Annotated in this window: 26 protein-coding genes, 1 tRNA gene and 1 riboswitch; of the genes, 17 read left to right on the top strand and 10 right to left on the bottom strand. The window is 69.3% G+C overall.

Annotation, left to right across the window (positions count from 1 at the left end):
* The first annotated feature begins 130 nt into the window (after positions 1 to 130).
* Positions 131 to 475 (top strand): hypothetical protein, encoded by a 345-nt coding sequence (locus tag ABZ078_RS10855; protein WP_356573794.1) that lies wholly within the window; start codon positions 131 to 133, stop codon positions 473 to 475.
* Between the two features lie 116 nt (positions 476 to 591).
* Here the strand turns inward: ABZ078_RS10855 and ABZ078_RS10860 are convergent, their stop codons facing one another.
* Positions 592 to 1,182 carry a nicotinamidase gene (locus ABZ078_RS10860; RefSeq protein ID WP_356573796.1) on the bottom strand — a complete coding sequence of 197 codons (591 nt, stop codon included), beginning with the start codon at positions 1,180 to 1,182 and terminating at the stop codon, positions 592 to 594.
* A 136-nt stretch (positions 1,183 to 1,318) separates the two neighbouring features.
* The gene (locus ABZ078_RS10865) at positions 1,319 to 2,677 is read right to left on the bottom strand and encodes a nicotinate phosphoribosyltransferase (protein ID WP_356573798.1); all 1,359 of its coding nucleotides are present in this window, start codon (positions 2,675 to 2,677) and stop codon (positions 1,319 to 1,321) included.
* Positions 2,678 to 2,794: 117 nt separating this feature from the next.
* On the opposite strand from ABZ078_RS10865, the gene clpS reads away from it, so the two are divergent.
* The 7 genes from clpS (at position 2,795) to ABZ078_RS10900 (ending at position 7,648) form a co-directional block, all read left to right on the top strand.
* On the top strand, positions 2,795 to 3,112 hold the full coding sequence (gene clpS / locus ABZ078_RS10870; protein WP_003990557.1) for an ATP-dependent Clp protease adapter ClpS: 318 nt from the start codon (positions 2,795 to 2,797) through the stop codon (positions 3,110 to 3,112).
* A gap of 11 nt (positions 3,113 to 3,123) precedes the next feature.
* Positions 3,124 to 3,732, top strand: coding sequence for a DUF2017 domain-containing protein (locus ABZ078_RS10875; protein WP_356573800.1), 609 nt, complete (start codon positions 3,124 to 3,126; stop codon positions 3,730 to 3,732).
* A 341-nt stretch (positions 3,733 to 4,073) separates the two neighbouring features.
* Positions 4,074 to 5,510: an amino acid permease gene (locus ABZ078_RS10880; protein ID WP_356573802.1), complete on the top strand. Its 1,437-nt coding sequence runs from the start codon at positions 4,074 to 4,076 to the stop codon at positions 5,508 to 5,510.
* Between the two features lie 159 nt (positions 5,511 to 5,669).
* Entirely contained in the window at positions 5,670 to 6,092 is a 423-nt protein-coding gene (locus tag ABZ078_RS10885; RefSeq protein ID WP_356573804.1) for a M67 family metallopeptidase, read from the top strand.
* A gap of 99 nt (positions 6,093 to 6,191) precedes the next feature.
* Positions 6,192 to 6,287 (top strand): putative leader peptide, encoded by a 96-nt coding sequence (locus tag ABZ078_RS10890; RefSeq protein WP_356573805.1) that lies wholly within the window; start codon positions 6,192 to 6,194, stop codon positions 6,285 to 6,287.
* 115 nt (positions 6,288 to 6,402) lie between these two features.
* Positions 6,403 to 6,681, top strand: a complete 279-nt coding sequence (locus ABZ078_RS10895; RefSeq protein ID WP_356573807.1) for a MoaD/ThiS family protein — start codon at positions 6,403 to 6,405, stop codon at positions 6,679 to 6,681.
* A gap of 16 nt (positions 6,682 to 6,697) precedes the next feature.
* Positions 6,698 to 7,648, top strand: a complete 951-nt coding sequence (locus ABZ078_RS10900) for a cysteine synthase (protein ID WP_356573809.1) — start codon at positions 6,698 to 6,700, stop codon at positions 7,646 to 7,648.
* 54 nt (positions 7,649 to 7,702) lie between these two features.
* Here ABZ078_RS10900 and ABZ078_RS10905 read toward each other — a convergent pair whose 3' ends face one another.
* Positions 7,703 to 8,170, bottom strand: a complete 468-nt coding sequence (locus tag ABZ078_RS10905; RefSeq protein WP_356573811.1) for a type II toxin-antitoxin system PemK/MazF family toxin — start codon at positions 8,168 to 8,170, stop codon at positions 7,703 to 7,705.
* A 95-nt stretch (positions 8,171 to 8,265) separates the two neighbouring features.
* Here ABZ078_RS10905 and ABZ078_RS10910 point away from each other — a divergent pair, with 95 nt between their 5' ends.
* Both ABZ078_RS10910 and ABZ078_RS10915 read left to right on the top strand, forming a co-directional pair.
* A complete protein-coding gene (locus ABZ078_RS10910; protein ID WP_356573813.1) occupies positions 8,266 to 8,466 on the top strand; it encodes a hypothetical protein in 201 nt (66 codons plus the stop codon).
* Between the two features lie 284 nt (positions 8,467 to 8,750).
* Positions 8,751 to 9,503, top strand: coding sequence for an MBL fold metallo-hydrolase (locus ABZ078_RS10915; protein ID WP_356573815.1), 753 nt, complete (start codon positions 8,751 to 8,753; stop codon positions 9,501 to 9,503).
* Positions 9,504 to 9,604: 101 nt separating this feature from the next.
* Here the strand turns inward: ABZ078_RS10915 and ABZ078_RS10920 are convergent, their stop codons facing one another.
* On the bottom strand, positions 9,605 to 10,870 hold the full coding sequence (locus ABZ078_RS10920; protein ID WP_356573817.1) for a PTS transporter subunit EIIC: 1,266 nt from the start codon (positions 10,868 to 10,870) through the stop codon (positions 9,605 to 9,607).
* 185 nt (positions 10,871 to 11,055) lie between these two features.
* Positions 11,056 to 12,363 carry a PTS transporter subunit EIIC gene (locus tag ABZ078_RS10925; RefSeq protein WP_356573819.1) on the bottom strand — a complete coding sequence of 436 codons (1,308 nt, stop codon included), beginning with the start codon at positions 12,361 to 12,363 and terminating at the stop codon, positions 11,056 to 11,058.
* Positions 12,364 to 12,547: 184 nt separating this feature from the next.
* Here ABZ078_RS10925 and ABZ078_RS10930 point away from each other — a divergent pair, with 184 nt between their 5' ends.
* The 4 genes from ABZ078_RS10930 to rdgB all read left to right on the top strand — a co-directional run bounded on the left by ABZ078_RS10930 (position 12,548) and on the right by rdgB (position 14,935).
* Positions 12,548 to 12,781 carry a PTS glucose/sucrose transporter subunit IIB gene (locus ABZ078_RS10930; RefSeq protein WP_069780600.1) on the top strand — a complete coding sequence of 78 codons (234 nt, stop codon included), beginning with the start codon at positions 12,548 to 12,550 and terminating at the stop codon, positions 12,779 to 12,781.
* Between the two features lie 159 nt (positions 12,782 to 12,940).
* Entirely contained in the window at positions 12,941 to 13,705 is a 765-nt protein-coding gene (gene rph / locus ABZ078_RS10935; protein ID WP_356573821.1) for a ribonuclease PH, read from the top strand.
* Between the two features lie 148 nt (positions 13,706 to 13,853).
* Entirely contained in the window at positions 13,854 to 14,258 is a 405-nt protein-coding gene (locus ABZ078_RS10940) for a hypothetical protein (RefSeq protein ID WP_356573823.1), read from the top strand.
* A 74-nt stretch (positions 14,259 to 14,332) separates the two neighbouring features.
* Positions 14,333 to 14,935, top strand: a complete 603-nt coding sequence (rdgB, locus tag ABZ078_RS10945; protein WP_356573824.1) for an RdgB/HAM1 family non-canonical purine NTP pyrophosphatase — start codon at positions 14,333 to 14,335, stop codon at positions 14,933 to 14,935.
* 56 nt (positions 14,936 to 14,991) lie between these two features.
* Here rdgB and ABZ078_RS10950 read toward each other — a convergent pair.
* The 4 genes from ABZ078_RS10950 to bcp form a co-directional block, all read right to left on the bottom strand.
* A tRNA-Leu gene (locus ABZ078_RS10950) sits at positions 14,992 to 15,075 on the bottom strand.
* Between the two features lie 20 nt (positions 15,076 to 15,095).
* On the bottom strand, positions 15,096 to 15,779 hold the full coding sequence (locus ABZ078_RS10955; protein WP_356573826.1) for an HNH endonuclease: 684 nt from the start codon (positions 15,777 to 15,779) through the stop codon (positions 15,096 to 15,098).
* A complete protein-coding gene (locus ABZ078_RS10960; protein WP_356573828.1) occupies positions 15,776 to 16,429 on the bottom strand; it encodes an HNH endonuclease signature motif containing protein in 654 nt (217 codons plus the stop codon). Before ABZ078_RS10960 ends, ABZ078_RS10955 begins: the two co-directional genes overlap by 4 nt.
* 139 nt (positions 16,430 to 16,568) lie before the next feature.
* Positions 16,569 to 17,036: a thioredoxin-dependent thiol peroxidase gene (bcp, locus tag ABZ078_RS10965; RefSeq protein ID WP_356573829.1), complete on the bottom strand. Its 468-nt coding sequence runs from the start codon at positions 17,034 to 17,036 to the stop codon at positions 16,569 to 16,571.
* A gap of 95 nt (positions 17,037 to 17,131) precedes the next feature.
* Between bcp and ABZ078_RS10970 the strand changes: the two genes are divergently transcribed.
* The 3 genes from ABZ078_RS10970 (at position 17,132) to ABZ078_RS10980 (ending at position 18,358) form a co-directional block, all read left to right on the top strand.
* A complete protein-coding gene (locus ABZ078_RS10970) occupies positions 17,132 to 17,461 on the top strand; it encodes a DUF3618 domain-containing protein (RefSeq protein ID WP_356573831.1) in 330 nt (109 codons plus the stop codon).
* A gap of 65 nt (positions 17,462 to 17,526) precedes the next feature.
* On the top strand, positions 17,527 to 17,883 hold the full coding sequence (locus tag ABZ078_RS10975) for a co-chaperone GroES (RefSeq protein ID WP_356573833.1): 357 nt from the start codon (positions 17,527 to 17,529) through the stop codon (positions 17,881 to 17,883).
* Positions 17,884 to 17,931: 48 nt separating this feature from the next.
* A riboswitch (guanidine-III (ykkC-III) riboswitch) is annotated at positions 17,932 to 18,001 on the top strand.
* A 36-nt stretch (positions 18,002 to 18,037) separates the two neighbouring features.
* Positions 18,038 to 18,358: an SMR family transporter gene (locus ABZ078_RS10980; protein WP_356573835.1), complete on the top strand. Its 321-nt coding sequence runs from the start codon at positions 18,038 to 18,040 to the stop codon at positions 18,356 to 18,358.
* Here the strand turns inward: ABZ078_RS10980 and ABZ078_RS10985 are convergent.
* On the bottom strand, positions 18,352 to 20,736 hold the full coding sequence (locus tag ABZ078_RS10985) for a transglycosylase domain-containing protein (RefSeq protein WP_356573837.1): 2,385 nt from the start codon (positions 20,734 to 20,736) through the stop codon (positions 18,352 to 18,354). The two genes, ABZ078_RS10980 and ABZ078_RS10985, sit on opposite strands and share 7 nt — an antisense overlap.
* Positions 20,737 to 20,747: the final 11 nt, after the last annotated feature.

The raw sequence follows: 20,747 nt of genomic DNA on the forward strand, positions 1-20,747 counted from the left end.
TCGGCGGTGACCCCCTGGCGGGTTGCCGCCGATCGTGTTTAGGTGCACCGTGTGCTTCCCTTATTGACACCGGCCCTGGCGCCGGCCCTGACCCTGACCTCGACACCGACTCGCACGGGGGTGTGACCGCATGGCCGCAGGAGGTTTCTGCAAGCTGCCGACCGGCAGCGTGGTGGTGGCGCTGAACCTGCCCAGACCCACCGCCGACGGCACGGGATGTGTCCGTGTCCTCGTCCACGCCCAGAACCGCGCCCGAGCCCTGACCAGGCTCCGCAACCTGGGCATGCGCGCCGTCTACCTGCGGGGCAACGCCGCCCCGCCGACCCCGGACGAGATCACCGCGGTCCTGCACCACCCCGACGGCCTGATATGGCGCACGGCACCTGACAACGGTGTCGCCGTGAGCCCGGAACTCACCCAGGAGCTCTGGCGCCCGATCAGGGCGTTGCTGAGGAGGCCGGCGGCGCCCGCGTGAGTGAGGCGGCCCTGACGTCTGCGGCCGCGGTTCGGCGGCATCCTCAGGGGCGCGGGGAACTGCGCGACCAACCACCATGCGCCCGCGGCCGCCCGACGACCCATCGTGGCACCCCGCTACGCGACCACCGGCTTCCCGGTCAGCTCGACGCCGGCCTCCCGCATCTCTTCCAGCGCCCGCTCGGTGGTCTCCGCGGCCACCCCGGCGGTCAGATCCAGCAGCACCTGTGTACGGAAGCCCTCGCGCACCGCGTCCAGCGCGGTGGCGCGCACGCAGTGGTCCGTGGCGATGCCCACCACGTCCACCTCCCTGACCTCCCTGGCCCGCAGCCAGTCGGCCAGCTTCACGCCGTTCTCGTCGGCCCCCTCGAACCCGCTGTACGCCGCCGCGTACGCCCCCTTGTCGAACACGGCGTCGATCGCGCCGGAGGCGACGGCGGGGGCGAAGTTCGGGTGGAAGCCGACGCCCTCCGTGCCCGCGACGCAGTGGGCCGGCCAGGAGTGGGCGAAGTCGGGGTTGGTGGAGAAGTGCCCGCCGGGCGCGATGTGGTGGTCGCGGGTGGCGACGACGTGCTGGTAGCCGGACCCGGCGGCCTGCCCGATCAGCTCGGTGACGGCGGCGGCCACATCGGTGCCGCCGGCCACCGCGAGGCTGCCCCCCTCGCAGAAGTCGTTCTGCACGTCTACGACGATCAAGGCGCGGCGCATGGTCGGTGTCCTTCGGTTATGGACGCGGTGGTCGGGACGGTGAAACGGTGCGGGCCCGGCCGTGAACTTCCGAGCCTAGAGACTTCCCGTTCGGTGCGGGAGGGGGCACGGGGTGAGCACGCCGGGCGCGCTCACTTCACGCCCCCGTCTGGCTACCCGAGCGCCCGTTGACATACTCCGTCGGAATGACGGGTTCCCCTCGCGAGAGCTGGGTCGCGGACAGCGGCAGGTTCGCGCGGGCGGCCGTGTGCCGGTCCCGTACGACGTCGAGCGGCTCGCGGGCCACCACGTCACCGCCCTTGATCAGCTCGACCAGGAGCTGCCGTTCGGCGAGCTCCGGCGGAACCGGTCCCGTGCCGATGACCTCGGCCTCCGCGACGCCGTACGCGTCCAGGCGCCGCGCTGCCCACTTGCGGCCGCCGATGGAGGTCTTGCCGCCGCTGGACTTCTTCGCCACCGCCACCAGCGGCGCCCCGGGGTCGGCGGACTCGGCGCGGGCGACCAGCTTGTAGACCATCGAGCTGGTCGGGTGCCCGGACCCGGTCACCAGCTGGGTGCCGACGCCGTACGCGTCCACCGGCGCCGCCGCCAGCGAGGCGATGGCGTACTCGTCCAGGTCGGAGGTCACGATGATCTTCGTGTGCGCCGCGCCCAGCTCGTCGAGCTGCTGCCGCACCCGGTGGGCGACCAGCAGCAGGTCGCCCGAGTCGATGCGGACGGCGCCCAGCTCGGGCCCGGCGACCTCCACGGCCGTACGGACCGCCTCGGCGACGTCGTAGGTGTCCACGAGCAGGGTGGTGCCGCGGCCCAGGGAGTCCACCTGGGCCTGGAAGGCGTCCCGCTCGCGGTCGTGCAGGAGGGTGAAGGCGTGGGCGCTGGTGCCGACGGTGGGGATGCCGTAGCGGAAGCCGGCGGCAAGGTCGGAGGTGGAGGTGAAGCCGCCGAGGTACGCGGCGCGCGACGCGGCGACCGCGGCCAGCTCGTGGGTGCGCCGGGCGCCCATCTCGATGATCGGGCGCTCCCCGGCGGCCGACGCCATGCGGGAGGCGGCCGCGGCTATCGCGGAGTCGTGGTTGAGGATGGACAGGATCACCGTCTCCAGCAGTACGCACTCGGCGAAGGTGCCCTCGACGCGCATGATCGGCGAGCCGGGGAAGTAGACCTCGCCCTCGGGATAGCCCCAGACGTCGCCGGAGAAGCGATAGCCCGCGAGCCACTGGAGGGTCTCCTCGTCGACGATCCCCCGCTCGCGCAGGAAGCCGAGGACGCCCGCGTCGAAGCGGAAGTTCTCGACGGCGTCCAGCACGCGGCCGGTGCCCGCCACGACGCCGTAGCGCCGCCCGTTCGGCAGCCGCCGGGTGAAGACCTCGAACACCGACCGTCGCTCGGCGGTGCCCGCCTTCAGGGCGGCCTGCAGCATTGTGAACTCGTACTGATCCGTGAAGAGCGCCGTCGAGGGGACGTCCACCGGCAGCCCAAGGTCCGCTGTGTTCATGGCAGGGATAGTACCCCCATCTCGTCAGTCTGACGATTTAAGGGGTGGTCGACCGTCCCGCCTCAACGCGCGCGATTGCGCAGCCCGTTTGCGCGACCGCCCCCCTCGGGTGGCAGCATGGGCTGTGTGACGTCACCCGCTCCCCTAGAGATCGAACGCACCGAGTCGGCGGAGGAGGTCTTCGCCGTCCCCGAGCCGGACGTCCCCTGGGTCACGATCGTCCACAACGACCCGGTCAACCTCATGAGCTATGTGACGTATGTCTTCCAGACGTACTTCGGGTACTCCAAGGACAAGGCCACCAAGCTCATGCTCGACGTCCACCACAAGGGCCGGGCGGTCGTCTCCAGCGGCAGTCGCGAGGAGATGGAACGCGACGTGCAGGCCATGCACGGCTACGGTCTGTGGGCCACCCTCCAGCAGGACCGGAAGTAGCGATCGCCGCCATGCCAGGAACCTTCGAACCGCTCCCCGGCGGCGGCGCGGCCGTCGCCCTCGACGACGTCGAGATCTCCATCATCCGGTCGCTGGCCGTCCAGCTCCTGGAACTCATCGGTCCCGGCCCCGCCGAGGACGCCTCCGGCGACCCCCTCGCCGAGCTGTTCGCCGAAGGGCCGAGCGAACCACCGGCCGACCCGGTCCTCAGGCGCCTGTTCCCGGACGCCTACAGCGACCCGGAGGCGACCCCCGGCCGCGAGCGGGCCGAGGAGCAGAAGGCGTACTCCGCGGAGTTCCGCCGCTACACCGAGAACGACCTGCGCGCCGGCAAGCGCGACAAGGCGCTCGCGGTGATCCGCTCCCTGGACGCGCTGAGCGCCGCCTCCGCCGGTGAGGGTGGTGCGGTGCTCAAGCTCTCCCCCGAGGAGTCCCAGCAGTGGCTCGGCGCCCTGAACGACCTGCGCCTGGCCATCGGCTCCCGCCTGGAGATCACCGACGAGGACGACACCGACCTGCTCTACCGGCTCCCGGACGAGGACCCGCGCAAGCCGATGGTGATGGCGTATCTGTGGCTGGGCGGCCTCCAGGAGACGCTGGTCGCGACACTCATGCCGTGATCCGCGACGGTCTTGTGGGCCTATGTGACGATTCTGTGTTCGCTCAGAGGACGCTCAAATCCGAATAACGATCGCGTCAACGCCGCCGCCCGACATGGGTGGCGACGGTGCGTTTGTCCGGTTCTCCTTGTGGGATGCGCCACAAACCGCTGAGTCGATCACTGTGACCGCCGTGATAAATCTTCACGACGCCCGGGCGAACACCACCCGAATGTTCGGCCGGGTGCGCCATGCGGCCGGCGGATCGTCGGCCAGGCACAGCTCCAGCAGTCCGGGGGGATCGAGACCCGATCCGCGGCCGACGAAAGGCCCGGGTCGGCATGGAGAAAGGCGCACTACCCATGACCTCTTCGAAGGTCACTGACGCGAAGGCCGCGGACGTCCCCGAGGAGGGATACGAACGCGGCCTCGGCAGCCGTCAGGTCCAGATGATCGCGATCGGCGGCGCCATCGGCGTCGGTCTGTTCATGGGCGCCGGAGCGAACATCGCGAAGGCCGGCCCCAGCATCATCCTCATGTACGCCCTCGCGGGCGTCGTCATCTTCTTCATCATGCGGGCCCTGGGCGAACTGCTCCTCTACCGGCCCGTCTCCGGCTCCTTCGCCGAGTACGCCCGCGAGTTCCTCGGTCCGTTCTTCGGTTTCGTCACGGGCTGGACGTACTGGCTCATGTGGGTGGTCACCGGCATGGCCGAGCTCACGGCCGCCGCGATCTACATCCACTTCTGGTTCCCGGAGATCCCGCAGTGGGTCAGCGCCCTGGTGTTCCTGGTGGTGCTTTTCGGCGTCAACCTGATCTCCGTCAAGATCTTCGGCGAGGTCGAGTTCTGGTTCTCGATGATCAAGGTCACGGCCATCATCGGCATGATCGTCATCGGCCTCGGCGTGCTCACCCTCGGCTTCTCCGACGCCGGTGACACCGCCACCGTCTCCAACCTCTGGGCGCACGACGGCTTCTTCCCCAACGGCATCGGCTCCAGCCTGATGACGCTCCAGGGCGTCATGTTCGCCTACCTCGCCGTCGAGCTCGTCGGCGTCACCGCGGGCGAGTCCGAGAACCCCGAGAAGACCCTGCCCAAGGCGATCAACACCCTGCCCTGGCGCATCATCGTCTTCTACGTCGGTTCCCTGCTGGTGATCCTCTCCGTCGTCAAGTGGACCGAGTTCTCCGCCGGTGAGAGCCCGTTCGTCCACGCGTTCGGCAAGATCGGCATCCCGCTCGCCGCGGGCATCGTCAACTTCGTGGTGCTCACCGCCGCCCTGTCGTCCTGCAACTCGGGCATGTACTCGACCGGCCGGATGCTGCGCGACCTCGCCGCCAACAGCGAGGCCCCGCAGGCGTTCGGCAAACTCAACGCCCGCAGGACGCCGGCCGTCGGCATCGCGGTCTCCGTGGCGCTCATGGGCATCGGCGTCGTCCTGAACTACGTCGTTCCGGAGAAGGCGTTCCTCTACGTCACCTCCGTCGCCACCGCGGCCGGCATCTGGACCTGGATGATGATCCTCGTCAGCCACATCCGCTACCGCGCCGCGGTCGACGCCGGCCGGCTGCGCGCCTCGTCCTTCCCCGCCCCCGGCGGAGCGCTGTTCAGCTGGGTCGCACTCCTCTTCCTCGTCGGCGTGACCTGCATGATCGCGTACGACAAGGACGCGCGGATCTGCCTGTACGTCGCGGCCGGCTGGGCCGTCGCCCTGGGCATCGGCTGGGCGATCCTCAAGAGCCGCAACCCGCAGATCGCGGAGCGCCCCGGCGAGCCGGAGTTCGAGAAGGTCGGCTGACGTTTCGGCGACGGTACTCCGGGCGGCGGACGCCCAGCCGGGAGGGAGCACTCGTGGCGCCCCCTCCCGGCTGCCGCTCAGGGCGTCCGGTGTCCGGCATATGGGCCGTCCCGTACCACTCCTCGGTACGGGATGGCCCTTCTGCTTATCCTGACCGACATGCTGACCATCACCCAGGCCCTCGTCGACCAGATCGTCGCCCACGCCCGCAAGGACCACCCCGACGAGGCGTGCGGCGTCGTGGCGGGCCCGGCGGGCACGGACCGCCCCGAGCGCTTCATCCCGATGCTGAACGCGGCCATGTCGCCCACCTTCTACGAGTTCGACTCGGGCGATCTGCTCAAGCTCTACCGCGAGATGGACGACCGCGACGAGGAGCCCGTGGTCATCTACCACTCCCACACCGCGACCGAGGCCTACCCCTCCCGCACCGACATCTCCTACGCCAACGAGCCCGGCGCCCACTACGTCCTGGTCTCCACCGCCGACACCGACGGCCTCGGCGAGTTCCAGTTCCGCTCGTTCCGGATCGTGGAGGGCGAGGTGACGGAGGAGGAGGTCAAGATCGTCGAGGCGTACTGAGCCGGGCCTGAGCAGCGCGGTCTCACTCCCCGGCCCTGATGCGTCCGCGATGTGGGATCACATTCCAGGACCCGGACCGGGAATCGATACGATGACCCCATGGTTTTCCTCGACGTGAGCGAAAAGACGCCGGGCACGCTGCTCGTGGCGCGGCTGCACGTCGACCTGTGCAGGCTCGCCAGCGCCATCTGTTGACGCGAACACCTGCCGCCGTACGGCCGTGAGCCGCGGCGCCGCACCCCACGCACCACCCTGCTGAACTTGCGCTGCCGCGCGCCCGACTGACTACTCCCGACAGGAGCCCTGAGCCATGGCCATCGAGGTCCGCATCCCGACCATCCTCCGCCAGTACACCGACGGTCAGAAGGCGGTGGAGGGCAGCGGCGACACCCTCGCCGACCTGTTCGCCGACCTCGAGACCCGGCACGCGGGCATCCAGGCCCGCATCGTCGACGGCGACCAGCTGCGCCGCTTCGTCAACGTCTACCTGAACGACGAGGACGTCCGCTTCCTCGACGGCATCACCACCAAGCTGTCGGACGGCGACAACGTCACGATCCTGCCGGCCGTCGCCGGCGGCATGGCCTAAAGGGCCCTGACCACCGATGCGTTACGACTCCCCGTTGGCCGCGGTCGGCAACACCCCCCTGGTGCGCCTGCCGCGGCTGTCGCCGTCCGCCGACGTCCGCATCTGGGCCAAGCTGGAGGACCGCAACCCCACCGGCTCGGTCAAGGACCGCCCCGCCCTGCACATGATCGAGCAGGCGGAGAAGGACGGCCGTCTCACGCCGGGCTGCACCATCCTGGAGCCGACCAGCGGCAACACCGGCATCTCGCTGGCCATGGCCGCGAAGCTCAAGGGCTACCGCATGGTGTGCGTGATGCCCGAGAACACCTCGCAGGAGCGCCGGGACCTGCTCGGCATGTGGGGCGCGGAGATCATCTCGTCCCCCGCCGCGGGCGGTTCCAACACCGCCGTACGGGTCGCCAAGGAACTGGCGGCCGAGCACCCCGACTGGGTGATGCTCTACCAGTACGGCAACCCGGACAACGCGGGCGCCCACTACGCCACCACCGGCCCGGAGATCCTCGCCGACCTCCCTTCCGTCACCCACTTCGTGGCCGGACTCGGCACCACCGGCACGCTGATGGGCGTCGGCCGCTACCTGCGCGAGAACAAGCCGGACGTCAAGATCGTCGCGGCGGAACCGCGCTACGACGACCTCGTCTACGGTCTGCGCAACCTCGACGAGGGCTTCGTACCGGAGCTGTACGACGCCTCTGTCCTGACCACCCGCTTCTCGGTCGGCTCGGCCGACGCGGTCACCCGCACCCGTGAACTCCTCCAGCAGGAGGGCATCTTCGCGGGCATCTCCACCGGAGCCGCGCTGCACGCCGCCATCGGCGTCGGAAAGAAGGCGCTGAAGGCGGGGGAGAGCGCGGACATCGTGTTCGTCGTCGCGGACGGCGGCTGGAAGTACCTCTCGACCGGCGTCTACACCGCGGCGACGACCGAAGAGGCCATCGAGACGCTCCAGGGGCAGCTCTGGGCATGAGCCGGCCTGCCGGCTCCGGGGCCGCGAGGCCCTGACGGGGCGAGTGACGGCGCCCTATGTCGCGAGGTGACGGACCTGGTCCCACACGACCGGGTCCATCACCCCGACCCGCCGCCGGAAGTCCCACACCGGTACGTGCCGCAGCTCGCCCGTCTCCAGGAAGCTCGCCCGCCCACGGGTGTCCCCGACCGAGCCCGGCGGCAACGGAATCACCCCACCGCGCTCGTCCCGGTACTTGCTGGTGATCTTCGCGACGGTGACCTGCTGCCCCCGCACCGCCAGCACCAGACACGGCCGGTCCTTGGCACCCGGCCCGTCCTCGAAGGGCACGTTCGCCCACCAGATCTCCGCGGGCTCCGGCCGCCGCGCCGGAGCACGCGCCCCGGCACGCCCCTGAGGCCGCCCGGGCGGCCGAGTCCGCCGCCCCTCGGGCCGCCGCCCGCGCCCCCACCCGTCGACGAGCGCGGCAACCAGCGCGAGCAGTACCACCGCCGCGAGCGCGAGCCACCAGGACGTGTCCATAGGGACGAAGGTACCGGCGCGCACTCACCCGCGCGCGCCTTCGTATGTGCCCTCGCGTACCGCGGGCGACACTGGACCTATAGCCCGCGAAGAAGATGATCACAGTGAAGATTCGTACCGTCGCCCACCACCTCGGTCTGCCCGTCCGGCGCGACCCGCAGGAGATAGCAAAGATCATCGAGGGACTTCGCCCCACTCTGGACGAGCTTCCCGACGACAGGCGGGAGCGGCTCGCCGCCGAGTGGACCAAGGTCCTCAGCGAACGCCACTGGCACCGGCCCTACCTTCGGGACTGAGCGCTCTGTGGCGGTGCCTGGGGGCAACCCGCGATCTGCCGAAGGACACTCGGCCGCACGATCTCAGGAACACGATGATGCGCCCCCGATGCGCCCCTGGGGCTCGGTCGAACGGCTGAGCGCCAGGTAACCCGGATGGCAGCGCCGCACAGGTGAGTTCGCCCACAACAGCCCTTGGCGGAGGAGCGACCGGAGGTTTTGCGCCTTACGCTCGACAAACCGCACGACCCCCGAAGCCACAGTCCTCGATCTTCTCATTTTCCGCCAGCGGAGGTTTCTGTTTCATGAAGCTCACCGTCGTCGGCTGCTCGGGGTCGTTCCCGTCCGCGGAATCGGCCTGCTCGAGCTACCTCGTCGAGGCCGACGGCTTCCGGCTGCTTCTCGACATGGGCAACGGCGCCCTCGGCGAGCTGCAGCGCCACTGCGGTCTCTACGACCTCGACGCGATCTTCCTCAGCCATCTGCACGCCGACCACTGCATCGACATGTGCGCCTACTTCGTGGCGCGCTACTACCGGCACGACGGCGGCCGCTGCGCCCCGATCCCGGTCTACGGACCCGAGGGCACGGAACAGCGCCTGACCACCGCCTACGCCGACACCCCCACCGCCTCGTCCATGAGCGAGGTCTTCGACTTCCACACGGTCAAGCCGTGCACCTTCGAGATCGGCCCGTTCACGGTGCACACGGAACGCGTGGCCCATCCGGTGGAGGCGTACGGCATCCGTATCGAGCACGGTGGCAGGATCCTGACCTACTCCGGCGACACGGGCGTCAGCACCGCCCTGGACGAACTCGCCCGCGACGCCGACCTGTTCCTGTGCGAGGCCGCCTTCACGCACGGCAAGGAGAACATCCCCGACCTGCATCTCAACGGCCGTGAGGCGGGCCAGACAGCCGCCCGCGCGGGCGCTCGCCGTCTGGTCCTCACCCACATCCCGCCGTGGACCGACCCGCAGGTCAACCTGGCCGACGCGCGCGCGGTGTACGACGGGCCGGTGGGGCTGGCGGCGCCGAGGCAGACGTACGAGATCTAGCGCTGGTACGGGGTTCAGGCCCGTACGTGCGCGAGGGCCCCGGAACCTTCCCGGTTCCGGGGCCCTCGTACGTCCGTCCGCGGGCCGTCGGCGTACTTCGCCTACTTCGCCTCCGCCTTCTGGAGCTCGGCGAGTTCCTCGTCGGACTCGCGGCCCGGCGTCGGCAGGTTGAACCTGGTGATCGCGAAGCGGAAGATCACGTAGTAGACCGCGGCGAAGCACAGGCCCACCAGGGCCAGGCCCCACGGGTTGGTCGCGATGCCCAGGTTCAGGCCGAAGTCGACCACGCCGGCCGAGAAGCCGAAGCCGTTCTTCATGCCGAGCGCCCAGGTCAGGGCCATCGACACACCGGTCAGCACCGCGTGGATCGCGTACAGCACCGGGGCGATGAACATGAAGGTGAACTCGATCGGCTCGGTGACGCCCGTGACGAACGAGGTCAGCGCGAGGGAGAACATCATGCCGCCGACGACCTTGCGGCGCTCGGGGCGGGCGCAGTGCACGATCGCCAGGCAGGCGGCGGGCAGCGCGAACATCATGATCGGGAAGAAGCCGGTCATGAACTGGCCGGCGCTCGGGTCGCCGGCCAGGAAGCGGGCGATGTCGCCGCTCTTGCCCTCGTACTCGCCGGCCTGGAACCACGGGAACGAGTTCAGCAGGTGGTGCATGCCGATCGGGATCAGCGCACGGTTGGCGACGCCGAAGATGCCGGCACCGACGGCCCCCGAACCGACCAGCCACTCACCGACGTTGTGCAGGCCCGTGCCGAGGACCGGCCAGATGTAGCCGAAGACGATGCCTATGAGCAGGCCGGCGAAGGCCGACAGGATCGGGACCAGGCGGCGGCCGCCGAAGAAGCCCGCCCAGTCCGGCAGCTTGGTGCGGTAGAAGCGCTGGTAGAGGAGGGCGACGACGATGCCCATCACCACGCCGCCGAGGACCTTGGCGTCCACCGGCGCGTCGACCATCACGACCTTGCCGTCGACGGCCGTCGCCACCTGCGGCACGTTCGGGTCGGTGAACGTGGCGAGCACGTTCTTGAAGACCAGGTAGCCGACCACGGCCGCGAGCGCCGTCGAGCCGTCCGACTTCTTCGCGAAGCCGATCGCGATGCCGACGGCGAACAGCAGCGCCATGTTGTCGAGGATCGCGTTGCCGCCGGCCGCCATGAAGCTCGCGATCTTCGTGAGGAACGCGGGGAACTCCGGGTCGCCCAGCATGTCCTCGTTGCCGAAGCGGACCAGGAGGGCGGCTGCGGGCAGCACCGCCACCGGCAGCATCAGGCTGCGGCCGATGCGCTGCAGTACAGCCATCACAGCGGCGCCCTTTTTCTTGTCGGCCGCGGGAGCGGCGCTGGCCGTCGTCACAACTTCCTCCAGGGGGTCCCCCAGGCCATAGGCTGGGGAGGGCATGGCGCCGCCCGGGACAGAAGGAAGACGGCGGCGTCTGGTCTACACCACTCAGTGGTGTAGACCTGTTGTAGCACGGTGCGGGCGATATAAGGAACCCGTGAATTCCGCGACCGGAGCGCTACACGCGGTGCCGCGTTTCGTCAGACCTTGGTGACGTCCTCGACCTCGTCCTCCGGCTCCCTGCCCGGAGTCCTGAGATCGAACTTGGTGATCGCGAAACGGAAGATCACGTAATAGAGGACCGCGAAGCACAGCCCGATCGGAATGATCGCCCAGGGTCTCGTCGCCAGGTTCCAGTTGATGACGTAGTCGATCAGCCCGGCCGAGAAACTGAAGCCGTCGTGCACGCCGAGGCCCCACGTCACCGCCATCGAGACACCCGTCAGCAGCGCGTGCACCGCGTACAGCAGCGGGGCGACGAAGAGGAACGAGTACTCGATCGGTTCCGTGATACCGGTGACGAACGACGTCAGCGCCACCGACAGCATCAGGCCGCCCACCTCTTTGCGGCGGCTCGGCTTCGCGCAGTGCGTGATGGCGAGGGCCGCCGCCGGCAGGGCGAACATCATGATCGGGAAGAAGCCCGAGGTGAACTGACCGGCGTCCGGGTCGCCCGCGAGGAACATGTTGATGTCGCCGTGCACCACCTCGCCGTCCGGCGCGGTGTAGCTGCCGAACTGGAACCAGATGGGCACGTTCAGGAACTGGTGCAGACCCACGACCAGCAGCGCGCGGTTGGCGACGCCGAACACACCCGCGCCCCAGGCGCCCAGGTCGCTCATCCAGTCGCTGAAACTCTCCAGCGCGTCACCGATCGGCGGCCAGATCCACAGACACAGCGCCGCGAACACGATCGCCACGAACGCCATGATGATCGGGACGAGCCGCCGCCCGTTGAAGAAACCGAGCCAGTCCACCAGCCTCGTGCGGTGGTAGCGCTGCCAGAAGAAGGCCGCCAGCAGACCGATGACGATGCCACCGAAGACGCCCGGGTTCTGGTACTCGTACGCGCTCACCGTCCCGTCCGCCGCGGCGCAGCCGATGCCGGCGACCTCCCTCGCCCCGTCCGGGCAGTCCTCCGGGAACTCGCGCAGCACGCTGTAGTAGACGAGGAACCCCGCCACCGCCGCCAGTGCCGTCGAACCGTCCGACTTCTTCGCCATGCCGATGGCCACGCCGACGCAGAACAGCAGCGGCAGCCCGAGCGAGCCGTCCAGCAGCGCGCCGCCCCCACCGCCCATCACCTTCGAGACGTTGTCCCACCCGAGACCGTCCGCCCCGAACACATCGGGCTGGCCCAGCCGGTTGAGGATGCCGGCGGCCGGCAGTACGGCGATCGGGAGCTGAAGGCTGCGGCCCATCTTCTGCAGGCCCTGGAACGCGGTGTTCCAGCGGGCGCGCGCGGGGCTGACCGCCCTGTCGGCGCTGTCGCCGCTGTCGGCGCTCATGGCGTCCCTCCCGGCTCCCCCGCAGGGCTGGGTTTGTCGGCCGTCCCGGTGGTGGTGTAGACCAGTCGACGGACGGTTCCGCTGTCGTGAACGCCATCCTTCGGCACGTACGACATGACCGCTCGCGAAGATCGGCCAACTGTGGGTTACTGCGACAAAGCGGTTCGGATCAGGGAGAAGGAACATGGCCAGCAAGGCTGAGAAGATCGTCGCCGGGCTCGGCGGCATCGACAACATCGAGGAGATCGAGGGCTGCATCACCCGGCTCCGCACCGAGGTCAGCGACCCCTCGCTGGTCGACGAGACCGCCCTGAAGGCCGCCGGCGCCCACGGCGTCGTGAAGATGGGCACCGCCATCCAGGTCGTCATCGGCACCGACGCCGACCCGATCGCGGCGGAGATCGAAGACATGATGTGAAGCTCCGGCATCATCCCGGGCTTCACACCCTGAGAGACCACGGCCTCACGCCTTGAGAGACCACGGCCTCACGCCTTGAGAGACCACGGCCTCACGCCCTGAGGGGCCCCGCCCACCACGGGCGGGGCCCCGTCCCCGTCTGCGGCTAGGCTCGACGCCATGTCAGCCACGTCAGCCACGTCGTCAACCCCTCGAATCGACGGCCGCACCCCCGAACAGCTCCGCCCGATCACCATCGAACGCGCCTGGAGCAAGCACGCCGAGGGCTCCGTCCTCGTCTCCTTCGGCGACACGAAGGTCCTGTGCACCGCCTCCTTCACCGAAGGCGTCCCGCGCTGGCGCAAGGGCAGCGGTGAGGGCTGGGTCACCGCGGAGTACGCCATGCTGCCCCGCGCCACCAACACCCGCGGCGACCGCGAGTCCGTCAGGGGCAGGATCGGCGGCCGCACGCACGAGATCAGCCGCCTCATCGGCCGCTCCCTGCGCGCCGTCATCGACTACAAGGCGCTCGGCGAGAACACGATCGTCCTCGACTGCGACGTCCTCCAGGCCGACGGCGGCACGCGCACGGCGGCCATCACCGGCGCCTACGTCGCCCTCGCCGACGCCGTCTCCTGGGCCCAAGGCAAGAAGCTGATCAAGCCCGGCCGCAAGCCGCTCACCGGCACCGTCAGCGCCGTCTCGGTCGGCATCGTCGGCGGCGTCCCGCTCCTCGACCTCTGCTACGAGGAGGACGTGAAGGCCGAGACCGACATGAACGTCGTCTGCACCGGCGACGGCCGCTTCGTCGAGGTCCAGGGCACCGCCGAGGCCGAACCCTTCGCCCGCGAGGAGCTCAACGCCCTGCTCGACCTCGCGGTCGCCGGCTGCGGGGAGCTGGCCAAGGCGCAGCGCAAGGCACTTGATACCGTCCTCGAAAAGTAAAGAACACACCAAGAACAACCGCAGCTTCAGGGCAACCGCGCGGCCTTCCCTGGCGTCACTAGAAGTACGGGCGTACGGCACACCGCTGTACGCCCGGCCAGTGCACAACGGGGGCCCGCAAGGCCTGAGCAGGGAAGGGACGTCAACCATGGCCACGAGCCGACGCCGCCGGAGCCGTATCGCCACAGCCGCCGCAGCCATCGCGGCTGTCGGACTGACGGCCGGGCTGACCACCGGCTGCGACGCCGTCAGCAAGGCGATGGACTGCGTCCAGACCGCCGACGCCATCGCCGACAGCGTGACCGAGCTCCAGCAGGCCGTGGACAGCGCCGCGAACGACCCGACGCAGCTCGAGGAGTCCCTGAACTCCATCGACAAGAACCTCGACAAGATCGGCGACAAGACGGACAACGCCGACGTCAACAAGGCCGTGGACGACCTCCAGCAGGCCGTGACCAACGTCCGCGACTCCGTCAAGAACGGCGACGCGACCCCCGACGTCAGCCCGATCACCGACGCGGCCGGCGAACTGACCCAGGTCTGCACGCCGTAACACCCGGCGCGGACAGGCGGCGCGGGCAGGCGGCGAGGACAGGCGGGGCGGGCGAGGCCGGGATACTGGACGCCATGACCCGCTTGATCCTCGCCACCCGCAACGCCGGAAAGATCACCGAACTCAGGGCGATCCTCGCCGACGCAGGCCTCGACCACGACCTCGTCGGCGCGGACGCCTACCCCGACGTCCCCGACGTCAAGGAAACCGGCGTCACCTTCGCCGAGAACGCCCTGCTCAAGGCCCACGCCCTGGCCCAGGCGACGGGACTGCCCGCGGTCGCCGACGACTCCGGCCTCTGCGTCGACGTCCTCAACGGCGCCCCCGGCATCTTCTCCGCCCGCTGGGCCGGCCGACACGGCGACGACCAGGCCAACCTGAGCCTGCTCCTGGCCCAGCTCTCCGACATCGACGACGCGCATCGAGGGGCGCACTTCGCGTGCGCGGCGGCCCTGGCGCTCCCGGACGGCACGGAACGGGTGGTCGAGGGACAACTGCGGGGCACCCTGCGCCACACCCCCGTCGGCACCAACGGCTTCGGCTACGACCCGATCCTCCAGCCGGAGGGCGAGACCCGCACCTGCGCCGAGCTGACCCCCGAGGAGAAGAACGCGATCAGCCATCGGGGGAAGGCGTTCCGGGCGCTGGTGCCGGTCGTGCGGGATTTGTTGGGCTGAGAACGACGAAGGCCCACCCGGTTGCTGATTTCGGGTGGACCTTCGATTCAAAGGCGTGCGGCCGGAGGGACTCGAACCCTCAAGGGATTTCTCCCACAACATCCTAAGTGTTGCGCGTAGGCCAATTCCGCCACGGCCGCGTGCACGGCCATGGTACCGGTCAAGCGGGGTGCGTTTGACGGGAACGTCGGCGGCCGCCTCGGCACCAGGTGCTGGTGGCTGCGTGGCAGTTGGGGCACAGCAGCCGCAGGTTCTCGCGCCGGTCGTCGCTCCAGTCCCCGCTGATGTGGTCGATCTCCAGCGTCATGGGCTTGCCGAGCCACTCGGGGCCGATGCCACACTCGGCACACTGCTCGGGCACGCCCAGCTCGTGAAGGGCGCGGCGTAGCAGGTGGGTTCTCGTCCGGCGCTTGCCGTCGTGCCGCACGAGAATGTCCTCGGCGTGCCTTGTGGGGCCCACGCCTGGCTTTCCGCGCTGATGAGCCTGTCCCAGGAAGTGAGAGGTGTCGAGACCGTCCTCGGCAACCCACTGGCCGAACAGGGTGCGCAGTCGGCCGTTGTAGGGCTCCATCCCCAGAGCGCGAAGGGCGGCGGCGACGGAGGTCGCTCGTGCGACGGCATGGCGGAGTTCGTCGGCGGCTGGTTTGGAGGGGGCCGCATTGGCTCGCTTCCTGCGTGGCATATGGGAGACGTTGATCCCGAAGTGATCGAAACGCCCAAAGAGGTGGCGCCGGAGGTTGCCGTAGGGTCGTGTGCCGAAGAAGGCGATCACTTCGTCGATGTCGGAACACTGCGCAGCGGCTTCAGTCAACCGCTCGCGGGTGTACTGCACGCCATTGCTCATACGGCGCCAGCCCTGGTGCGCCCCTTGCCGCGCCCACGGTAATTGTCCGTCGTCGAGTGACAGTTGGGGCAGAGGAACCGCAGGTTCTCACGCCGGTTGTTGCGCCAGTCGCCGTCGATGTGGTCGACCTCAAGGGGGAGTGGGTGCCCCCGCCAGGTCGCCTCCGTGCCGCAAAGGGCGCACCGCTCCGGCATGCCCAAAGCTGTCATCGCCCACTTGAGACGATCGCTCGGGATGCGCCGGGCGTGATCGGCCGACTGCTCGACGAGTAACCCTTCCGGTGTCCGGGGGCGCCGGGGTTTGCCTCGTCGGGTGGGTGCCTGGAAGTGCGAGGTGTCGATGCCGTACGCCTGGATCCTGCGGCTGATGTGCGTGTGATGCCCGCCGACCACCTCAAGCCCGAGGTGGCGCAGCACCTCGCACATGTTGGTCGAGGCCGATACCGCCGCCTGGAGGATGTCCCTCGTCCACTTGACCCCCTCCCGCTCGAAGTGTGAGACATCCACCCCGAGCTTCTTCATACGCTCACACACATACCGGCGCTTCGAACTCCCGGGATCCACCCCCAACCTCACCAACGCCTCGGACAACGTCCGCGCCCCCCGAGCGGCCTCCTCCAGCCGCTCCCTGCTGTACGCGCCGGCCCCCATCGAGCCCCTCCGTTCTCGACCGCCCGTTCGCGATCTCGTACGAAGTAACGAACCGCTTATCGGACAGTCACGCCCGACACGCGAAGCGGCCCGGACCAGGTCACCCCGGTCCGGGCCGTACGCGGTCGACAAGAGGTCCTCAGATCCCCAGGTCCTTGATGATCTTCGCGACATGGCCGGTCGCGCGCACGTTGTACAGGGCGCGTTCGACCTTGCCCTCCTCGTCCACGACCACCGTGGAGCGGATGACGCCCAGGTACGTCTTGCCGTAGTTCTTCTTCTCGCCGAAGGCGCCGTAGGACTCGGTGACGGTCTTGTCCGGGTCGGCGAGCAGCGTGACCTTCAGGGACTCCTTGTCGCGGAACTTGGCGAGCTTCTCCGGCTGGTCGGGGGAGATGCCGATCACGTCGTAGCCGGCGCCGGCCAAAAGGTCCAGGTTGTCCGTGAAGTCGCAGGCCTGCTTGGTGCAGCCGGGGGTGAGGGCCGCCGGGTAGAAGTAGACGATGACCTTGCGGCCCTTGTGGTCCGAGAGGGACACCTCGTTGCCGTCGGCGTCGGGCAGGGTGAAGGCGGGGGCCACGTCCCCCGGCTGGAGTCGCTCGCTCATCGGACCAGCGTAACCGGGGAGCCTGACCGTGCGGTCCGGCGTGGAACTGACAGACTGTCCGCAAACAGCATCAGCTTCACTTCGGAGGCCGTACGGTGGCGGACACGTCGGACACCAGAACACCGGCGCAGATCGAGGCGGACATCAAAGCCCGCCGCGCAGTGCTGGCCGAGACGCTCGACGAGATCGGGGTGCGGGTGCACCCGAAGACGATCGTCGGCGACGCCAAGGCCAAGGTCGTCTCGAACATCGACCACACGCTCGGGCGGGCCTACGTCGGGGTCAACCGGGCCGTGAGCGATGTCAAGGCCAAGTTCACCGACGAGGAGGGCGCGCCCCGCATGGAGCGGATCGTGCCCGTGGCGCTCGTCGCCGTCGGGCTCGTGGGCCTGCTGGCGCTCGGCACCCGGCGCCGCAAGGGCTGAGTGACGGTGAGCGACGGCGGACCCACCGGCGTACGGCCGCGGCGAAGGCAGGTAGGTTCAAAGGCGTGAGCGCCAACAGAAACGAGCACAGCACCCATCACGACAAGCTGCCCATCCGGATGCTGCACGACCGTGTACTCGTGCGGCAGGACACGAGCGAGGGTGAGCGGCGTTCCGGTGGCGGCATCCTGATCCCGGCCACGGCGGCCGTGGGCCGTCGGCTGGCCTGGGCGGAGGTCGTCGCGGTGGGGCAGAACGTACGGACCGTGGAGCCCGGTGACCGGGTGCTGTACGACCCGGAGGACCGGGCCGAGGTCGAGGTGCGCGGGGTCGCGTACATGCTCATGCGCGAGCGCGATCTGCATGCCGTGGCGGCCGACCGGTTCGAGGGGTCGGAGGACTCGACGGGGCTCTACCTGTAGTTCAACGGTTCGAGGGGCCGGTGACCATCGTCACCGGCCCCTTCTGTCGTTCGCTTGCTAGGTTTGAAGGAGCCCGACGAGACGCGCCGTACCGGGATGCAGGAAAAGACGACGCACCCCCGTTCAGTGTCGCTACGTCTCGGAGGTGCCCGTCATGGCCTGGGTTCTGCTCGTCGTCGCCGGTCTGCTGGAGGTCGGCTGGTCGGTCGGCATGAAGTACACCGACGGCTTCACCCGGCTCGTGCCCAGTCTGCTCACCGGCGCCGGCATCGTCGCGAGCATGCTGCTGCTGTCGTACGCCGCGAAGTCCCTGCCCATCGGTACCGCCTACGGCGTGTGGGTGGGGATCGGGGCGGCCGGCGCGGCGGTGTTCGGCATGGTGGTGCTGGGGGAGCCGGTCACCGCCGCGCGGATCTTCTTCGTCTGTCTGCTGCTGGTCGCCGTGGTGGGGCTCAAGGCGACCAGCGGTCACTGAACCGGCCCGCCGGTGTTCCCCGAGGTCTCGCCGCCGCCGGTGTCCGTTCCTCCGGTACTGGTGTCGCCCGTACCGCCTCCGGGGTCCGTTGTGCCGCCGCCGGTGTCGCCCGTGGTGCCTCCGTCGGTGGTCGTGCCTCCGTCGGAGGTGCCGCCGGTGGTGGTGTCGCCGCCGGTCGTGCCGCCGTCGGCCGTGCCTCCGTCGGTGGTGCCGCCGCCGGTCGTCGTGTCGCCCGTGGTGCCGCCGTCCGTCTGGCCCGGCGTCTCACCGCCGGTCTGGCCCTCGGTGTCCTGGCCGCCGGTGGTGGTGTCCCCGGTGGTGCCGCCGTTGTCCTGGCCGCCGCTGCCCTCGTCGCCCTGGGTCGGGTCGGTCGTCGGGTACTGGGGCACGTCGGCGCCCTCCTGGAGTTGCAGGTCGAAGTCGGTGACCGGCTTGCCCTTCAGGGCCTCCTTGGTGAACTGGGCCCAGATCGCGGTGGGCGGGCCGCTGCCGTTCACGCGGTTCAGGCCCAGCGCGCCGTACAGGGGCTTCTGGGCGGCCGTGACCGGGTCCTGGCCCATGACGGCGACGACGGTGGCGAGTTCGGGGGTGTAGCCGGCGAACCAGGCGGCCTTGTCCTCCTCCGCGGTGCCGGTCTTGCCCGCCGCCGGGCGCCCGGCGGCCTGGGCGGGGGTGCCGGTGCCGTTCTCGACGACGCTCTGCAGGACCGAGGTGGTGGTGTCGGCGGCCTCGCGGCTGATGACCTGGGAGGTCTCGCGTTTCGGCAGGTCGATGACGTCGGTGCCGTCCTTGGTGATCTTCTCGATCATGGTGTACGTGCCGTGCCTGCCGTGGTTGGCGAGGGTCGCGTAGGCCTCCGCCATGTCCAGGACGCTGGCGGTGGCGGTGCCGAGCGCGATGGACGGGTATGGATTGAGGTCGGGCGTGGCGGAGGGGAGGCCGAGTTCGACGGCGGTGTCCTTGACCTTCTCCGGGCCCACGTCGACGGCCATCTGCGCGTACACCGAGTTGACGGACTTGTCGGTGGCCTCGCGCACCGTGATGTCGCCGTAGGAGACGTCGTCCTCGTTCGCGGGGTCGTAGGCCTTGCCGGGCCAGCCCTGCACCGGGCGCTTGTTGGTGCCGTCGTAGATGGTGTTCGGGGTGATCGGGCGGCCGTCCTGGGTGGTCGAGCCGTTCTCGACCGCCGAGGTGAACACGAACGGCTTGAAGGTGGAGCCGACCTGGTAGTCCCGGCGGGTGGCGTTGGGGGTGTACTGCTTGACGTAGTCGATGCCGTTGTACATCGCGACGACCTTGCCGGTCCTCGGGTCGACGGAGGCGCCGCCCGCGCGGACGTAGGTGTCGACCTTGTTGTTCTTCTTGTCCAGCTTGGACATCAGCTGGTCGTTGACCGCGTCGACGAAGGCGTCCTGCTTGTCCTTGTGCAGGGTGGTGGTGATGCGGTAGCCGCCGGACTCGAGATCGTCCTCGGTGGCGATCCTGTTCTGGATCAGGTAGTCCTTCACGATCCGCACGATGTAGCCGCGCTGCCCGGACAGGTTGGTGGAGGTCGTGGCCTCCTTGGGCATCGGGAACTTCATGCCCGCCCGCTTGCTCTCGGACAGCCAGCCCTTCGTCACCATGCCGTCCAGGACGTAGTTCCAGCGGGCGACGGCCGCGGACTTGTTCTCCGGGTGGGCGACGACGTCGTACTCGCTGGGCGCGTTGACCAGCGCGGCCAGATAGGCGGCGCGGGCCGGGTCGAGGTCCTTGGCGTCCATGCCGTAGTAGGCCTGGGCGGCGGCCTGGATGCCGTAGGCGTTGCGGCCGAAGAAGCTGGTGTTGAGGTAGCCCTCGAGGATCTGGTCCTTGCTCTTCTCGCGGTCCAGCTTGATCGAGATGAAGAACTCCTTCACCTTGCGGGTGACGGTCTGCTCCTGGCGCAGGTAGTAGTTCTTCACGTACTGCTGGGTGATCGTGGAGCCGGACTGCTTGCCCTTGCCGGTGGCCGTGTTCCAGGCGGCGCGCAGCATCGCCTTGGGGTCGACGGCGGACTCGGTGTAGAAGTCGCGGTCCTCGGCGGCCAGGATCGCGTGCTGGGCGCCCTTGGAGATCTGCGCGAGGGTGACGTTCTCCCGGTTGACCTGGCCGTCGCGGGCGATCACGGAGCCGTCCGCGTACAGGTAGACGTTGGCCTGCTTGGTGGCGAGCGCGTTGGCCGGCGGGATCTTGACCATGGAGTAGCCGAGGAAGAACAGCCCGAACAGCAGCAGCGCGCCGATGACGAGGGTGCCGAGCACCGTGCGCCAGGTCGGGATGATCCGTCGCCAGCCCGTGCGTCTGGGCCGCCCGGCCTTCGGGGTCGGCTGCTGTGGCGGCTGCTGCTCGTCGCTCATGTCGTGCCCGA

Origin of the sequence: Streptomyces sp. NPDC006385 (genome assembly GCF_040612485.1) — a bacterium.
Taxonomy (GTDB): domain Bacteria; phylum Actinomycetota; class Actinomycetes; order Streptomycetales; family Streptomycetaceae; genus Streptomyces.

Excerpts from the sequence above, each read along its gene's own strand:
- ABZ078_RS10855 (WP_356573794.1), top strand. The coding sequence starts at position 131 with ATGGCCGCAGGAGGTTTCTGCAAGCTGCCGACCGGCAGCGTGGTGGTG.
- ABZ078_RS10860 (WP_356573796.1), bottom strand. The coding sequence starts at position 1,182 with ATGCGCCGCGCCTTGATCGTCGTAGACGTGCAGAACGACTTCTGCGAG.
- ABZ078_RS10865 (WP_356573798.1), bottom strand. The coding sequence starts at position 2,677 with ATGAACACAGCGGACCTTGGGCTGCCGGTGGACGTCCCCTCGACGGCG.
- clpS (WP_003990557.1), top strand. The coding sequence starts at position 2,795 with ATGGGCTGTGTGACGTCACCCGCTCCCCTAGAGATCGAACGCACCGAG.
- ABZ078_RS10875 (WP_356573800.1), top strand. The coding sequence starts at position 3,124 with ATGCCAGGAACCTTCGAACCGCTCCCCGGCGGCGGCGCGGCCGTCGCC.
- ABZ078_RS10880 (WP_356573802.1), top strand. The coding sequence starts at position 4,074 with ATGACCTCTTCGAAGGTCACTGACGCGAAGGCCGCGGACGTCCCCGAG.
- ABZ078_RS10885 (WP_356573804.1), top strand. The coding sequence starts at position 5,670 with ATGCTGACCATCACCCAGGCCCTCGTCGACCAGATCGTCGCCCACGCC.
- ABZ078_RS10890 (WP_356573805.1), top strand. The coding sequence starts at position 6,192 with ATGGTTTTCCTCGACGTGAGCGAAAAGACGCCGGGCACGCTGCTCGTG.
- ABZ078_RS10895 (WP_356573807.1), top strand. The coding sequence starts at position 6,403 with ATGGCCATCGAGGTCCGCATCCCGACCATCCTCCGCCAGTACACCGAC.
- ABZ078_RS10900 (WP_356573809.1), top strand. The coding sequence starts at position 6,698 with ATGCGTTACGACTCCCCGTTGGCCGCGGTCGGCAACACCCCCCTGGTG.
- ABZ078_RS10905 (WP_356573811.1), bottom strand. The coding sequence starts at position 8,170 with ATGGACACGTCCTGGTGGCTCGCGCTCGCGGCGGTGGTACTGCTCGCG.
- ABZ078_RS10910 (WP_356573813.1), top strand. The coding sequence starts at position 8,266 with ATGATCACAGTGAAGATTCGTACCGTCGCCCACCACCTCGGTCTGCCC.
- ABZ078_RS10915 (WP_356573815.1), top strand. The coding sequence starts at position 8,751 with ATGAAGCTCACCGTCGTCGGCTGCTCGGGGTCGTTCCCGTCCGCGGAA.
- ABZ078_RS10925 (WP_356573819.1), bottom strand. The coding sequence starts at position 12,363 with ATGAGCGCCGACAGCGGCGACAGCGCCGACAGGGCGGTCAGCCCCGCG.
- ABZ078_RS10930 (WP_069780600.1), top strand. The coding sequence starts at position 12,548 with ATGGCCAGCAAGGCTGAGAAGATCGTCGCCGGGCTCGGCGGCATCGAC.
- rph (WP_356573821.1), top strand. The coding sequence starts at position 12,941 with ATGTCAGCCACGTCAGCCACGTCGTCAACCCCTCGAATCGACGGCCGC.
- ABZ078_RS10940 (WP_356573823.1), top strand. The coding sequence starts at position 13,854 with ATGGCCACGAGCCGACGCCGCCGGAGCCGTATCGCCACAGCCGCCGCA.
- rdgB (WP_356573824.1), top strand. The coding sequence starts at position 14,333 with ATGACCCGCTTGATCCTCGCCACCCGCAACGCCGGAAAGATCACCGAA.
- ABZ078_RS10955 (WP_356573826.1), bottom strand. The coding sequence starts at position 15,779 with ATGAGCAATGGCGTGCAGTACACCCGCGAGCGGTTGACTGAAGCCGCT.
- ABZ078_RS10960 (WP_356573828.1), bottom strand. The coding sequence starts at position 16,429 with ATGGGGGCCGGCGCGTACAGCAGGGAGCGGCTGGAGGAGGCCGCTCGG.
- bcp (WP_356573829.1), bottom strand. The coding sequence starts at position 17,036 with ATGAGCGAGCGACTCCAGCCGGGGGACGTGGCCCCCGCCTTCACCCTG.
- ABZ078_RS10980 (WP_356573835.1), top strand. The coding sequence starts at position 18,038 with ATGGCCTGGGTTCTGCTCGTCGTCGCCGGTCTGCTGGAGGTCGGCTGG.
- ABZ078_RS10985 (WP_356573837.1), bottom strand. The coding sequence starts at position 20,736 with ATGAGCGACGAGCAGCAGCCGCCACAGCAGCCGACCCCGAAGGCCGGG.